Origin of the sequence: Kribbella sp. NPDC004536 (genome assembly GCF_042873835.1) — a bacterium.
Lineage (GTDB): Bacteria > Actinomycetota > Actinomycetes > Propionibacteriales > Kribbellaceae > Kribbella.
The window spans coordinates 2,380,201-2,394,670 of the sequence record NZ_JBIALY010000001.1; the positions used below are offsets into that span (position 1 = coordinate 2,380,201).

15 protein-coding genes are annotated in these 14,470 nt (G+C 68.3%); 7 read left to right on the plus strand and 8 right to left on the minus strand.

Going from position 1 to position 14,470, the window contains the following annotated elements:
* Window positions 1–34: 34 nt before the first annotated feature.
* From ACFYRU_RS11835 to ACFYRU_RS11845, 3 genes are all read left to right on the plus strand, one after another.
* The gene (locus ACFYRU_RS11835; RefSeq protein ID WP_387656386.1) at window positions 35–520 is read left to right on the plus strand and encodes a DUF4446 family protein; all 486 of its coding nucleotides are present in this window, start codon (window positions 35–37) and stop codon (window positions 518–520) included.
* 221 nt (window positions 521–741) lie between these two features.
* Complete coding sequence (locus ACFYRU_RS11840; RefSeq protein WP_387656389.1) at window positions 742–1,026, plus strand: type II toxin-antitoxin system Phd/YefM family antitoxin; 285 nt, start codon at window positions 742–744, stop codon at window positions 1,024–1,026.
* Window positions 1,023–1,271, plus strand: coding sequence for a type II toxin-antitoxin system RelE/ParE family toxin (locus ACFYRU_RS11845; protein WP_387656392.1), 249 nt, complete (start codon window positions 1,023–1,025; stop codon window positions 1,269–1,271). The genes ACFYRU_RS11840 and ACFYRU_RS11845 overlap by 4 nt, the downstream gene beginning before the upstream one ends.
* 67 nt (window positions 1,272–1,338) lie before the next feature.
* Here the strand turns inward: ACFYRU_RS11845 and ACFYRU_RS11850 are convergent, their stop codons facing one another.
* A complete protein-coding gene (locus ACFYRU_RS11850; RefSeq protein ID WP_387656395.1) occupies window positions 1,339–1,584 on the minus strand; it encodes a hypothetical protein in 246 nt (81 codons plus the stop codon).
* Between the two features lie 259 nt (window positions 1,585–1,843).
* On the opposite strand from ACFYRU_RS11850, the gene ACFYRU_RS11855 reads away from it, so the two are divergent.
* Window positions 1,844–3,268 carry a hypothetical protein gene (locus ACFYRU_RS11855; protein ID WP_387656398.1) on the plus strand — a complete coding sequence of 475 codons (1,425 nt, stop codon included), beginning with the start codon at window positions 1,844–1,846 and terminating at the stop codon, window positions 3,266–3,268.
* A gap of 142 nt (window positions 3,269–3,410) precedes the next feature.
* Here ACFYRU_RS11855 and ACFYRU_RS11860 read toward each other — a convergent pair whose 3' ends face one another.
* Complete coding sequence (locus ACFYRU_RS11860) at window positions 3,411–5,054, minus strand: diacylglycerol kinase family protein (RefSeq protein ID WP_387656401.1); 1,644 nt, start codon at window positions 5,052–5,054, stop codon at window positions 3,411–3,413.
* Between the two features lie 47 nt (window positions 5,055–5,101).
* Between ACFYRU_RS11860 and serS the strand changes: the two genes are divergently transcribed.
* Together serS and ACFYRU_RS11870 are read left to right on the plus strand one after the other, a co-directional pair.
* A complete protein-coding gene (gene serS / locus ACFYRU_RS11865) occupies window positions 5,102–6,376 on the plus strand; it encodes a serine--tRNA ligase (protein WP_387656404.1) in 1,275 nt (424 codons plus the stop codon).
* On the plus strand, window positions 6,373–7,161 hold the full coding sequence (locus tag ACFYRU_RS11870; protein WP_387656407.1) for an HAD family hydrolase: 789 nt from the start codon (window positions 6,373–6,375) through the stop codon (window positions 7,159–7,161). Before serS ends, ACFYRU_RS11870 begins: the two co-directional genes overlap by 4 nt.
* A gap of 127 nt (window positions 7,162–7,288) precedes the next feature.
* On the opposite strand, the gene ACFYRU_RS11875 is transcribed toward ACFYRU_RS11870, so the two are convergent.
* The gene (locus tag ACFYRU_RS11875) at window positions 7,289–7,792 is read right to left on the minus strand and encodes a WhiB family transcriptional regulator (RefSeq protein ID WP_387656410.1); all 504 of its coding nucleotides are present in this window, start codon (window positions 7,790–7,792) and stop codon (window positions 7,289–7,291) included.
* 621 nt (window positions 7,793–8,413) lie between these two features.
* Here ACFYRU_RS11875 and ACFYRU_RS11880 point away from each other — a divergent pair.
* On the plus strand, window positions 8,414–9,223 hold the full coding sequence (locus ACFYRU_RS11880) for an HAD family hydrolase (RefSeq protein WP_387656413.1): 810 nt from the start codon (window positions 8,414–8,416) through the stop codon (window positions 9,221–9,223).
* A gap of 6 nt (window positions 9,224–9,229) precedes the next feature.
* Here ACFYRU_RS11880 and ACFYRU_RS11885 read toward each other — a convergent pair whose 3' ends face one another.
* From ACFYRU_RS11885 to ACFYRU_RS11905, 5 genes are all read right to left on the minus strand, one after another.
* Complete coding sequence (locus ACFYRU_RS11885; RefSeq protein WP_387656416.1) at window positions 9,230–9,838, minus strand: bacterial proteasome activator family protein; 609 nt, start codon at window positions 9,836–9,838, stop codon at window positions 9,230–9,232.
* Window positions 9,839–9,847: 9 nt separating this feature from the next.
* Complete coding sequence (locus ACFYRU_RS11890; RefSeq protein WP_387656419.1) at window positions 9,848–10,384, minus strand: CGNR zinc finger domain-containing protein; 537 nt, start codon at window positions 10,382–10,384, stop codon at window positions 9,848–9,850.
* A gap of 169 nt (window positions 10,385–10,553) precedes the next feature.
* Entirely contained in the window at window positions 10,554–13,157 is a 2,604-nt protein-coding gene (locus ACFYRU_RS11895) for an FtsX-like permease family protein (RefSeq protein WP_387656422.1), read from the minus strand.
* Window positions 13,157–13,873, minus strand: coding sequence for an ABC transporter ATP-binding protein (locus ACFYRU_RS11900; RefSeq protein ID WP_387656424.1), 717 nt, complete (start codon window positions 13,871–13,873; stop codon window positions 13,157–13,159). The genes ACFYRU_RS11895 and ACFYRU_RS11900 overlap by 1 nt, the downstream gene beginning before the upstream one ends.
* Complete coding sequence (locus tag ACFYRU_RS11905) at window positions 13,870–14,442, minus strand: helix-turn-helix transcriptional regulator (protein ID WP_387656427.1); 573 nt, start codon at window positions 14,440–14,442, stop codon at window positions 13,870–13,872. Before ACFYRU_RS11905 ends, ACFYRU_RS11900 begins: the two co-directional genes overlap by 4 nt.
* Window positions 14,443–14,470: the final 28 nt, after the last annotated feature.

The window sequence follows — 14,470 nt, forward strand, 5'->3', positions numbered from 1 at the left end:
AGGCACAACAGTCGATGCCTTAGGCTCTAGTTCCGTGTCTTCGACGTTAGCCGGTGCCTTCGGGGTCGCCGCCCTCTTCGTGGCGGTGCTTGCCCTGGTGTTCGCGATCCAGGCCCTCCGGGCGCGGACGGTCCCGTCCGAGAAGACCGCGCCCGTCGCGCTCCCCGAACCGGAACCGCAGCCGGCCCAGCCCGAGGCGAAGCCCGGCACGGTGAAATCGGAGCTCCGCAGACTCGGCAAGGACCTCGAAGTCACCCGCGGCGAACTCAAGGAAACGCTCCAACACCTCGCGATCGTCCGCTACGACGCCTTCGGCGACACCGGCGGCAAACTGTCCTGGTCCTTGGCCCTCCTCGACGACCACGGCGACGGAGTAGTCCTCACGTCGATCAACAGCCGCGCCGATGCCCGTACGTACGCCAAAGAGGTCAGGGCCTTCACCAGCGAGTCCAAACTCTCCCCCGAAGAAGAAGAAGCAATAGAAACCCTAGCCAAAGAAGCCGGCCCCACCGTCGACTGACTGAGATAACCCCCGCGCGCTCCGCAGGTGCTCCGTTCGCTCCGCTCGCTCCCGCACCTACTCCACACGCTCCCACCCGCCCCCGCTTGGCGCGGTTGCATCCGCTTCAGGCTGGCGCCGGGATGCCGACGTGTTGCGGGCTGCCGCCGACGTGTTGCGGGCCGGCGGCCGGTAGTCCTGAATCTACGTAATTTCCTGAGATTCAGGAGTATTGTGGCGCCATGTCGACGACCTACAGCATGACCGAGGCGAATCGCCACACAGCGGAGATGGTGAACGCGGCCCGGTACGGGCACGAGCCGGTGATGATCACCGACCACGGCAAGGTCGCGGCTGCGGTGATCTCCGCCGAGATGCTGGCCCGGTTCCAGGCGCTCGAGGAGGCCGCGGACCAGGGCTTGATCGACGAGATCAACGCACGGGGCCCGCAGTGGATCCCGGCCGAAGATGGCATCCCGATGATGGAGCAGATCCTCGCCGAGGCTGAGGCAGCCCAGGACCGGTGACCGTTCGTCCGCTGGTCCTCGAGGCCGGTTTCATCGACGGCTATCGCGCCCTCGCCGCCGAGGACACTGCCGCTGCCCGCCAGGTGCTCGCCGCTGTCAAAGGTCTGGTGAAGAACCCGACACCGCCGGGCTGCGTGCACTGGGGTGACAGCCTCATCTACCGCCTTCACGTCGGTGACCACCGAGTCATGTACGAGGTCGACGAAGTCGTACGAGTGTGGTCACTCGGACGAGTCCCGAGCTGATCGAACAGCCCCGTCGGGCTGACGCCGACGGCTTGCTGTCACCCGTCCCGCGTCACGCAGTCGTGGCCTATCGGCCCTGAGACAGTGCGCGCGTCATCCACTGAACGAAGGCCAGCTCGATGTCGCCGTGCGGGCAGCAGATGAACGCGTCTGCGAACGTCAGCGCCAGCGTGTCAGCTGCTACGAACGCGTCAGCGGCGTTGGCGCCGGGTGGGAAGTCGTCTTCGAGGTAGGACAGCAGCAGACCGCCGAGCGGCGGGTTGCCGGCGATGAAGCCTCGTGCGTACCAGTAGGCGCGGTCCCGGTCGATCACCGCAGGAGGCTCGATGAGCGTCCGTCATCGATCGGTGGATACGGCATGTCGTGTTCTCTTTCGGTCAGCCTGCGACCCTCGGTCCCGGATGAGGCATCAGTACGTCGGCCGCGCCGGTCTGTTAAGTCCAGTTGTGGGCTGCTGATTTCATAGAGTTAGTGAATCCTCGGTGGGGCAGGAGTGCGATGAAGTCTCGGTGCAATGCCGGTGCAACGGCGGCGCATCGGGTTCGGTTGCCATGGGCGGAAGGGACCGATACGTGCAGGTAGTCGACCGGTGGACCGGTCGTCGAGCGTCGGCGCTGCGTGCTTCGCTCCGGATGACGAACGAGGCGTTCGCCGCGCGCTTGGGTGCGGCGGTTCGTACGGTTGCGTACTGGGAAGCCAAACCCGAGACGGTACTGTCCCCGGCTCTGCAGGAGGTACTAGACCGGGCGCTGGCGGATGCGGACGACGCAGTTCAACGCAGGTTCGCCCTGCTCGTGGCCACGGCTGAAGGCGCAGGTTCAGCGCGCGTACGACCGTCAGTCGACTCTGCGGTACAGGCCAGCCAGGAGGAATGGAGCAGGGTTCGTCGCTACCTCATCGAGAGTGGGATCGGGCTCGCCGCTCGTACGGCGTACCTGTACGACGACCACCTGCGAGTGGATCGAGTACCCGCGATCGCCCCGGCAGACTGGATCCCTGCCGAGCCCGTGCCGCTCGCGGACGTCGCGCTCCACTGGATTCCCGATCTGCCGCCGCCACGGATCACCGGGCAGGAGGCGGAGGTGCGGCCGACGCTCCCGTTGCGGGCTCCTGGGCGTGCGTTCTCGCAGTACACGGCTGCGATCCGGTACCTGCGGCCGCCCGCTCTGTTCGAGAATCGGCACAGCTACCGACTGACTGACGTCAGCTGGACGGGCGGACGGGGCGACCTGACGTTCGGCCTGTCGACGTTCTTCGACAAGCTCGATGTGTCGGAGCCGCTCGGACACGAGGCAGCCCAGGCCGAGTTGGCGGGGCGGCTGGACTGGTCGCACCTGCCGTTCCGCTCGCTGATCGAGGACCCGTTCGACCTCGCGGTGCGGGCGGTCAATCCGGGGATCTCGACGTTGACGCTCCGGCTGGATCGAGCGGCCGGGACCGCGACCTTCTTCCTGCTGCGGCGCGACCCGACCCAGGTCACCAACGGTCGTCACTACAGCCTGCTGCCGGCGGGTGAGTTCCAGCCGGCCAGCATCGCCGCGGAGAGTGTTGTCGCCGACCTGGACCTGTGGCGAAACCTGGTGCGCGAGTTCAGCGAGGAGTTGCTCGGTCACCCGGAACACGATGGGAGCAGCGGCGTTCCCGTGGACTACGAGGTCTGGCCGTTCTTCCGCGACATGAGCGCCGCCAGGGCGGCGGGCACAATCCGGGCGTACGTCCTCGGCGTGGTACTGGACGCGCTGAGCCTGAACGCTTCGATCGCCACGGTAGCGGTCATCGAGGCGTCGACCTTCGACAAACTGTTCCGCGACCTGGTCTCGAGAAACCCCGAAGGCGAGGTCGTACGCTCGCTCGACGGCAACAAATCCATCCACGGCCTGCCTTTCGACGAGACCACCGTGGACCGCCTGCTGACCCGCGAACGACTCGGCCAGACCAGCGCCGCCTGCCTGACCCTCGCCTGGCGTCACCGACACCAACTGTTGGACCGGACCTAGTCCCAAACGGGGCAGGTCGCCCGGGTTTGTGCGGTTGGGCGCGGGGCGGGGGAACAGTTGGGTGGGTGGGAGCGAGGAGTAGTACGTGACGACGGAGTTGGGCAGGGCCGCGAGGGCGTATCCCAGTCCCCTCTGAACTCTTCTACCTGCGTTTGGGGACTCGGGCGGTTAGGGCGCCGGGTTCTATTTCGGTTACCAGGTAGCGGCCGGGGCCGATGGGGTCGCCGTCGAGTTGGCGTTGGACGTCTACGGCGGCGTGGATTTCTACTTTGCGGCCGGTGAAGCGTTCCAGGTACATGTCGCTGCGGTTGGTGCGGGTGAGGAGGCGCCAGACGACGATCGGCCACTGGGTGACGCGGCGCGGGGCGATCACGACGACGTCGAGGAGACCGTCGTCGGGGCGGGCGTCGGGGAGGAGCGGGATGTTGGCCTGGAGCATGCCGACGTTGCCGACGACGACCGTACGGACACGGCGTTCGATCGGTTCGGCGTCGTCGATGGTGAGCTGGACTCGGACCGACGGGTGGTTCACGTTCTTCGCGGCGGACACCAGGTACGCGGTCCAGCCGATCTGCTTCTTCAGGTGCGGCGGCGCGTCGGACATGATCGCGGCGTCCAGCCCGAGGCCGGCCATCACGGCGTACCGGTCGTTGTCGAGTTCGTCGCCGTGGACGGCGACCAGGTCGATCCGCCGGTCGCGGCCTTCGAGGATGCGCTCGAGCGCGTCGTCGAGGTCGAGCGGGATGTGCAGGTTCCGCGCCAGCAGGTTCCCGGTGCCGGCGGGGATCACGCCGACCGGGATCCCGGTGTGCGCGAGCGCCGAGCACACCACCCGGACCGTACCGTCGCCACCGGCCACGAGTACCAGGTCCGACTCGTACTCGATCGCCTGCTTCGCCATCGCGTTGCCGGCGTCGTCCTCGCGGGTCTCCAGCCAGAGCGGGTCGTCGTACCCGCGGACCGCGAGCGCGCGGGTCACCTTCCGCCGGAACGCGACGCCGTCGCCGATCTTGACCGGGTTCACGATGACCGCGGCCCGCGGCGGAGCCGTCGTACCGTCACTCTCCGAGGCCGTCCGGCGCCGGCGCCGCCGCAGCCCCGGCCGCAGGCCGAACCCGATCGACGTCGCGGTCAGGATCCCCAACCCGAGCGCCCAGCCACCGAGTACGTCGGACACGTAGTGCACGTTCAGCGCGATCCGGTCCGCGGACGCGATCCAGACGACCGCGATCACCGGCAACAGCACCAACAGCCGGAACCGCCGCCGCCAGCCCCGCACCGACGGCAGTACGACGCCCAGCGCCCCCGCCATCACGAACGCGGCCGCCGCATGCCCCGACACGTACGAGAACCCGTCAGCGTCGACCAGCATCTGCACCGGGCGTGGCCGTTCGAAGACAGCCTTCACGACCTGGACCAGAACGAGCTCCGCGACGGCAGAGGTGAGCAGCCAGAACGTGAGCAGCCGGGCCCTCCGACGCCAGAGGTACGCGGCGACGATCGCGATCACCGCCCGCGACGTCCAGGGCAGTACGACGGCACCGACGACCTGCCAGAAGTCGATGATCCCCTCGTGCGCGGCCCCGTACGACGCGGCCCGCGCAGCCACCGACTGGTCCCACTGCGCCAGCGGCCCCCAGTGCTTGAACACCAGCACCGTGAGCACCGTGAACGGCAGCGCGCCCAGTACGACCGTGAGCGCACGGCCGACCGCAGTACTGGGTGGGTGGTGGTTCATCGGCCCGCTCAGATCCCCCTCGATGGTGACGTGTCGCCACCCCATCATCCCGAATAGACTTCGCCGCTTCAGACACGCCCCGATACCCTCAGGGTGTGATTGACGCGAAACTGCTCCGTGAGAACCCCGATGTCGTACGCGCCGCCCTGACCAAACGCGGCGAAAGTACCGAGGTGGTGGACCAGATCCTGGTCGCCGACAGTGAGCGTCGATCGTCCATCTCCGCCTTCGAGGCGCTCCGGGCCGAGCAGAAGTCGCTCGGCAAGCAGGTCGCCCAGGCGAAGGGCGACGAGCGGACCGCGCTGCTGGAGCGCACCAAGACGCTGGCCGCCGAGGTGAAGGCCAACGAGGCCGCCGCGAACGAGGCCGGCAGCCGGTACGACGCACTCGCCGCCGCGCTGCCCAACCTGGTGTCCGACGAGGCCCCGGTCGGCGGCGAGGACGACTTCGTCGTGGTCGAGGAGATCGGCAAGCCGCGGGACTTCGCGGCCGAGGGGTTCGAGCCCCGCGACCACCTCGAGCTGGGCGAGCTGCTCGGCGCGATCGACATGGAGCGCGGCGCCAAGATCTCGGGCAGCAGGTTCTACTTCCTCAAGGGCGTCGGGATGCTGCTCCAGCTCGGCATGCTCCAGCTGGCGATCCAGCAGGCGGTCGAGGCAGGCTTCACGCCGATGATCACCCCGACCCTGGTCAAGCCCGAGGTGATGGGCGGCACCGGGTATCTGTCCGCGCACGACGACGTCTACCGGCTCGCCGACCCGGATCTCTACCTGGTCGGTACGTCGGAGGTCGCGCTCGCCGGCTACCACATGGACGAGATCCTCGACCTGACCAATGGTCCGATCCGCTACGCCGGCTGGTCGTCCTGCTACCGCAAGGAAGCCGGGTCGCACGGGAAGGACACCCGCGGGATCATCCGCGTCCACCAGTTCGACAAGGTGGAGATGTTCTCCTACTGCACTCTCGAGGACGCGGCCGCCGAGCACCTGCGGCTGCTGGCCTGGGAGAAGGAGATGCTCGACAAGATGGAGCTCAGCTACCGGGTGATCGACACCGCCACCGGTGACCTCGGCATCTCGGCGTACCGGAAGTTCGACTGCGAGGCCTGGGTGCCGACGCAGGGGCGCTACCGGGAGCTGACCTCGACGTCGAACTGCACGGACTTCCAGGCGCGCCGGCTGAACATCCGGCACCGCGACGCCGACGGCAAGACGCAGCCGGTGGCGACGCTGAACGGCACGCTGGCCACCACCCGCTGGATCGTCGCGATCCTCGAGACGCACCAGCTGGCCGACGGCTCGGTCCGGGTACCGACCGCCCTGCAGCCGTACGTCGGCGGTCGTGAGGTCCTCGAACCGGTCGCCAAATGACCGGAAAACCCACAGTAGTTGCCCTGGACATCGACGGAACCCTGCTCGACCACGACGACGGCCTGTCGCCGGCAGTCCTCGACGCGGTCCGCCGTACCGCCGAGCAGGTGCCGGTCGTGCTGGCTACCGGTCGGGCTTGGTCGACCACCGCGCCGATCGCCCAGCGGCTCCGGCTGCCATCCGGCGGATTCGTTGTCTGTAGCAACGGTGCGCGCACGCTGCGTTACCCGGACGGCGCGGTCGTCGACGAGCGGACCTTCGACCCGGCGACCGTGATCGCGTCGGTCCGCCGGTACGCCCCGAACGCCCGGATGGCCGTCGAGGACCAGGACGGCAGCTACCTGGTCACCGCGCCGTTCCCGGACGGCGACCTGGGTGCGAACGCGCGGATCCGGGTGGTCACCGACGAGCAGCTCGCACCGCAACCCGTGACCCGGTTGATCATCCGGGACCCGGATCAGTCCGAGAGTGACTTCGTCCACCTGGCCGAACGCCTCGGCCTGCACGGCGTCAGCTACTTCGTCGGCTGGACCGCGTGGCTCGACATCGCGCCGGAAGGTGTGGACAAGTCGACCGGGCTGAAGGTCGCGCTCGCGCAGCTCGACCTGGACCCGTCCGGTCTGCTGGCGATCGGTGACGGACGCAACGACATCGAGATGCTCACCTACGCGGGCTGTGGCGTGGCGATGGGATCCGCGCCGGACGAAGTGAAACTGGCTGCGGACGAGGTGACGAAGTCCGTCCAGGACGACGGCGCAGCGGCCATTCTGAACCGTTGGTTCTGACAACGCAAGGCCTTTCGGCGAGAACCGAATACCTTGACAGTTGACAAACAAAAAGGCCCGGAAACCCTGCGTTCACAGGGTTTCCGGGCCTTTGACCTGATAGTCCGCTGGCGGGCCGAGTATCAGATCAGGCGACTCGCGTACCACCTCGGCGCGGCTGGTGCTGCTCGACGACCGTGTCGAATGCGTCCAGTACGGCGCTGACCTCCGGGCGCGGCCGCGGCGTCTTGGCAGCCGGGCTCTGACCGCGACGCGCACGCCGCAGGTGCCGCTTCACCGTCGACAGCGAGCAGCCGAGGCGCATCGCCAGCGACTCGAGGCTGTCGTTCGGGTACTGGGTGCGCAGCCGCAGGACTTCTTCGTGGCTCACCGGCCGGCGCGTCCCCCGCGCGCCGGCGAGCTGGTCGAAGTCGTCGGCCTGCACCTCGACGTCGAGCAGGTTCCGGATCGAACGCCGTTGTGCAGCAGTGGTTCCGGCGACGAAACCGCTCACGTCGTGCTCCGCGACCGCGCTGTACAGGCAGTCGGTGAAGAGCGGGCAGGAGGCGCACAGCGCCTTCGCTTCGCGGACGAGCTGTTCGTACCGCTCACGGGTACGTCGGGTGGCAGATGCAGGCGGCGGCTCTTCCATCAGACGGTGCTGAAAGACATCGGAACGGGCGATACAACCGGTCATGGCCCCTTCCCTGATGGAAGATGTGTCGACAGCCGCTCGAGAGCTACTGCCCCCTGGTCCCGCTAGATTGGCGCTGTTGACGGTCATCAAGGCTCCCCAAGTATCAGGACCCGAGTGAACGAACGGTGAACGACGTTCGTTCGCACGGCTCCACTAGCCGGTGAACCAGCACTTTGTTGCCGGCCCACCGTGTCGTCCCGGGCGTGGGACGCATCGATCCATAACTCTTGACGCCACTGCCGCGGTTTTGGTTGCAGCCAATTCCACAACAGTTCTTCGGCGTTTGTGTGTGCTTCCGGAGGTGGGGCGGCATCAGTCGCGCTGATCCAGAACACGCATACGACGCGGCCGAACAGCCCCCGGTTCCCCGCCAGACCTAGGCATGGAATCATGCGCCAACCCTGCGGCGCAGGGGAACTTGCTGCCTTTGCAGCATCCTGCCGTAACGGTCTGATGACGTTGTCAAAAGCTCAACGAGATAAGTCAAAAAGACTTGAATCCGGCCGCCGACTGCTTGCGCTCGAGGTCGTTGGAAGGGTAATGCGCGACGGGGTCGTTCGCGGCTACGGTTGGCCTGTGAGTGCTCCGCAGTACCCCCGCCTGATAGCTACCGATCTCGACGGGACTCTCGTCCGCAGTGACGGCACGGTGTCCGAACGCACCCGCGCGGCGGTGCTCGCGGCCCAGGCCGCCGGAAGTGTTTTCGTGATGGTCACCGCCCGGCCACCTCGGTGGCTGCACGACCTGTCGTACCTGGTCGGCGGCCACGGTGTCGCGATTGTTGCCAACGGCGCCATTCTGTACGACGTCCTGCGCCGTAAGGCGATCCGGACCCGATTGATCGACCCGACCGTCGCGCTCGAGGTCGCGCACGCGATCCGGGCCGCGATCCCGGACGTACAGTTCGCCATCGAGCGACCGGACCGCTACGGACAGGAACCGGTCTACCTCAATCGCTGGCCGAAACCCGACGACACGTTGATCGCCGACGTCGAAGTACTGGTGGCCGAACCGGCCGCGAAACTGTTGGTGCGGCATCCGAGTCTGCATTCCGACGACCTGCTCGCGCTGGTGAATCCGGTGGTGGGCCAACGAGTGACGGCCAGCCACAGCGGAGGTCACGGTTTGGTGGAGATTTCCGCCACCGGGGTCAGCAAGGCCGCGATGCTGGCCGATTTCGCCGCCACACAAGGGATCTCGGCGGCCGAGACGATCGCCTTCGGGGACTCGGTCAACGATCTGCCGATGCTCGCCTGGGCCGGTACGTCGTACGGTGTCGCGAACGCGCACCCCGAGGTGCTCGCGCTCGTCGACCGGATTGCCCCGGCAAACGACGAGGACGGCGTCGCCGCCGTCCTCGAGGGGTTCTTCCAGCCTTTGAAATAAGGCGTTCTACAAATACATCCCGCTGCTGCCGGGACCGTCGGTGCCGGCCTGCGGCGCGTCCGGGAACTGCCCGTCGGTCGGGAGCTGCTGACCGCCGGGCAGCGCGCGGCGCATCTGCTCCAGCTGCTGATGCGCGGCCATCTGCTGCGCGAACAACGCCGTCTGGATGCCGTGGAACAGGCCCTCGAGCCAACCGACCAGCTGCGCCTGCGCGATCCGCAGCTCGGCGTCGGTCGGGGTGCTGTCGTCGGTGAAGTCGAGACTGAGCCGCTCGAGCTCCTCGACCAGCTCCGGCGCGAGGCCGCTCTCGAGCTCCTTGATCGATGCTTCGTGGATCGACCGCAGCCGGGCCCGGGAGGCCTCGTCGAGCGGTGCCGACTTCACCTCTTCGAGGAGCTGCCGGATCATGTTCGCGACCCGCATCACCTTGGCCGGCTGCTCCACCAGTTCGGTGACCGAACGCGGTTCGTCGTCGTGTTCGTCGTGCTCGTCACGGTCGGAGCGCGGCGGTCCCTCGACGGCCATGCCGTCCGGCCCGACGATCAGCACCTTGCCGTCCTCGGTCCGCGCCCCGGCCATCGGAACTTCCCGGCCCTCGCTGCTGCTCTCGCTCATCTCCCCATCCTAGGCGTCCGTCACACGCGCACGATGGCGGCGTACGGCGTCCCGGTTGGCGCAGGCGGGGCTGCAGTAGCGCTGGCGGCCGGTACGGGAGAGGTCGGCGTACACGTTGTCGCAGCCGTCCGTTGCGCACCGGCCGAGCCGGGTGACGCCGCGGCCCGCCAGGTGTAGCGCCGTACCGGTGCTGATCAATGTCGCGACCAGCCAACCGACGGGAACGTTGGCCGGGCGGTAGTGCATGTGCCAGCCGTCTCCGGCGTGGTTCGTGAGGCGTGGGTGCTCGGTGTACTTGGCGAGCATCGCGTTCACCAGATCGACGCGGGTCTGTTCGTCGGTGGCGTCAACGACCTGCAGCCACTCGTCGAGTGCCGTACGAACGGTGGCGAGATCCTCGGCGGTCACCCGGCGGGCACGAACGAGCCGGTTCTCGACGCCGCTCTCCTCGCAGCGCGCGGCCAGTTCCTCCGGCGTGTTCGCCGGGCGGGTGGCCAGGTTCACGGCGAGCAGGACCGCGTCCGCACCGTAAGGGTTGAGATGCATAATGCCATTACATCACGATGGGTACATGACCGACACCCACCGGCACCGCTGGAGTTCCGTCTCGAGTCACGAGGTCAGCGAAGGGTTGGTGGTGTACCAGCGATGCACCTGCGGCCAATGGCGCATCACCGGCACACCGCCGTACCCCGTCGCCTACCCCGAGCTCGCACTACTGGATCCGGCTGACCATCGGTAGCCGCGAGCGCGTCAGCAGCCAGGCCAGCAGGCCGGCGAACAGCGGTACGACGAGCACGATGCCGCCGATCTCCGCCCACGGGACCACGAAGTGCGGCGACCCGAACGCGGCGTGCGCGGTGTAGCCGTACAGCGCGCCGACCCCCACGCCCAGCACGCAGCCCAGCTGTCCGAGCACCCACGCCTGGGCCGCCGCCAGCGACCGCCGCCGCCGCGGCGGGGCGCCGATCGCGGCCAACGTGGCGAGGTCGGCCCGGCCCTCGGCGGCCGACAGCGACACCGAGATCGCGACGCCGAGGAGCGTCACCACAGTGGCCGCCATCAGGATCCCGATCAGGAACAGCTTTCCCGGGCTCTGGTAGCCCTTCTCCACCACCAGTCCCTGGTCCGAGCCGAGGATCCGGCTGACTGCGGCGAGCTCGTCCTTCGTCGGTTCCCGGTTCAGCTCGAAGTGCACCTCGGAGACCTGGATCGTGCCCAGCTTCCGCGCCGCGTCCGGGCTGATCAGCGCGGTGTCCCGGAGGAACTGCACCGGCGGCGGCTTGCCGAGCGACACCGCGTCCAGGTTCTTCAGGTACTTCTCGCTGTCATCGTTGTGCATGGCAACTGTCTGCCCGGGCTTCAGCGGTACGCCGGGCACGACCACCTTGCCGGCCCGCATCGCCGCGGCCGCCTGCTCGCCGTACTCCCCGAACTGTGCGACGAACGCCGGATCCGCCGCCTGCAGGCTGAAACCGGTCGAGCCCTCGAAGTTCTCCGGCGTCGCGACCGCGAGCACCGGGACGTAGCCGTACGGGTTGGCCCTCGTGTTCGGCAGCTGTACGTAGCCGAGCTCGTGCTGCCGGCGCACCGGGAGGATCGCGTCCAGGCTGGTGATCAACTCCGGTTTGTACGTCAGCGCACCCGGGACTCCCTGCTCGAACCGCAGTACGGCGTTCCCGTGCCGGCTGGCGGCGACGTAGTTCGCCGCGTCCGCCGCGATCGAGTTGGCCGCCGCGAACGCAACCGCCGCGGTACCGGCGACTGCCATCATGATCGCCGCCGTAGCGGGTCCCGTACGGTGCCGGTGCCGGGACGCGTCCCGCAACGCCATCCGCCCGCTCAACGGCAACGCGCGCGCCAGACCGGCCGCCTTCGCGACCAGGCTCGGCAGCATCCACACCAGTGCGGCGATCGTCGCGGTGATCCCGATCAGCACCAGCGCGACCGGTCCGATGGGTGTCGCCGTCGCCTGCGTCCCGAGTGACGAATGCCGCGCCGACCTGAGCGCGGCCGCGATGAGTGCGCTGCCGCCGAACACGCACGCCAGCCCGGCACCCAGCAGGATCACCGCGAAGATCCGGATCCGCGCCGCCTTCGCCGTGACCGTGAACCGACCGGCCAGCGCGGCCATCGGCGCCTGCCGCGCGGCGCTGATCGCGGGTACGACGGCCGCTGCGACTCCCGCTCCGACACCGAGCACGGCGATGCCGATGATCGTGCTCCACGGGATCTGCCACGCGGTGAAGATCGAGTCGGTCATCGCCTCCCACACCGGCTTCGCGCTGAACACCGCGACGCCCGCGAGCACGAGCCCGCCCAGCACTCCGACGAGGCCGGCGAACAGCCCTTGCGTCATGACGATTCGGCGGATGTCTCGCGGCGTACCGCCTGCGGCCATCACCAGGCCGAGTTCCCGCGTCTGCCGGCGTGCGCCGACCGCGAACGCCGTACCGGCGAGCAGCACGATCTCGAGGATCCCGAAGCCGATCACCAGTGCCATCGCCGCGTACGGACCGATGTCGTCGGCGGTCGTGCCGTACGGCGACGGCGGCGGGTCGATGATCGTTGCCCGCGGCAAGAGATATAGTCCCTGGTCGACCAGCTTCACGTTCAGTTGGTCCGCGTCGGTGGCGTCCGGAAGATCGACGAGGTACTGGACGGTGCGGGTCTGGTCCGTGTCCACCAAGGCGTTGTCCGGCGTACCGAAGATCGTCGGCGTGCTCTGGCTGGTGATCATCCGCGCGATGCCGACGACCGTGTACTTAGTACCGTCCGCGCTGGTCACCGTGCCGGCCGGACCGAGCCTGGCAGCCAGCGACGGCGAGATCGCGACCTCGTCGGCCTTTGCGGGCATCCGGCCCTTGTCGACCTTCACGGTCCCGGTCGCCAGCGGGCTCGATCCGTCACCGGTGATCAGCGTCGCCGACGTCTTCGAGTCCGGCGTACGGAGCTCGGCGATCCCGGAGTCGACGAGCTGTCGCGCGATCCTGCTCCCCGGTGGCAGGAGCGGCAGTGGGTCGAAGGACGCCGGTGTCCGTACGGCCTTGTCGTGCCCCTCGGCCGGCGACGGTTCGCCGTACAGCATCGTCTCGCCGGGCGGCACCTGGAGTTTGTCGTACTGGGTGACGTCGAGCCGCCCGTCCGCGCGCCCGATCGTGTTGTTCGCCAGCGTCTCGCCGGTCGGGCTCGCGCTCTTCAGCACGATGCCCAGCCAGCTCGCGGCCAGGACCGGCAGGCCGATCAGTGCGGCGACGAGGATCGTCCGGCCGAGCGATCTTCGCGCGGTCCGCCGGGCGATCCGCAGGGCCGGGCCCATCAGTGAGTGTCCTGGAGGAGCGCGTCGGCGCCGGCCAGCGGACCGGCTTGTCCGACCAGTACGCCGTCGCGGAGGTAGACGACGCGATCTGCCCAGGCGGCGTGGCGGGCGTCGTGGGTGACGAGTACGCCGCCGATTCCGTGCTGGTCGCAACGATCCCGGAGCAACCGCAGTACGGCTTCACCGGTCTCGGAGTCGAGCGCACCGGTCGGCTCGTCCGCGAGCAGCAGGCGGCGCTCGCCGACGATCGCGCGGGCGATCGCGACTCGTTGCCGTTGGCCACCGGACATGTCGTCGGGGAACCGGTCCGCGAGGTCGCCGATGCCGACCTCTTCCAGCGCGGCGACCGCATACTTGCGGGCGCTCCGGGTCCGGGTGCCGTCCAGCTCCAGCGGAAGCGCGACGTTCTCGCCGGCGGTCAGCGCCGGGATCAGGTTGAAGTCCTGGAACACGTACCCGATCCGGCGCCGCCGGAGCGCGGCCACCGCGTTCGCACTGAGGGTCGCGAGGTCGTTGCCGTCGACAAGTACTTCGCCACTGCTCGGCCGGTCCAGACCGCCGGCGCAGGTGAGCAGCGTCGACTTGCCGGAACCGGACGGGCCCATCACGGCGACCAGTTCGCCGGCGGCGACGCTCAGATCCACGCCACGCAAGGCATGTACGGCCTGCTCGCCCTCGCCGTGCGTCCGGGTCAGGCTGCGGATGTCGAGAATCACGAGCGGGCCTCCTGCTCATTCGGTACGTCGTACGTCTGGGGCATGGTCCGTGGTTTGCCGCGGTGGCGTAACAGCATCGCCTCGCAGTGGTCGAGCCAGCGGATCTCGGCCTCGGCGCCGAAGATCATCGACTCGATCACGAGCTGCCAGGAGATCTCGCCGTCGGTGCTGTTCCGCTTCAGCCGGGTCAGCTCCTGCAGCGACTGCATCGTCGACATCCGCTGCCGTTGCACCACGGCGCTGACGTCGACGCCCGGTACGGCGAGGGCGAGCGCGAGCTTGATCGCGAGCTCGTCCCGCGGCCGCGACTCCCGGGTCACCGGGGTCTCGAACCACTTCGCGAGCTCGGTCCGCCCGGCGTCGGTGATCTCGTACATCGACCGGCCGTCGCCCTCGTTGGACGCGGCCCGGACCAGTCCGTCGCGCTCCAGGCGCGTCAGCGTCGTGTAGACCTGGCCGATGTTCAGCGGCCAGGTCGCTCCGGTGGCGGCTTCGAACTCGCCCCGGAGCTGATAGCCGTACTTCGGCCCGTCCTGGAGCAGAGCCAGCAATCCATGCTTGATCGACATGGATACTGAGTATGCATACTGGGTATGC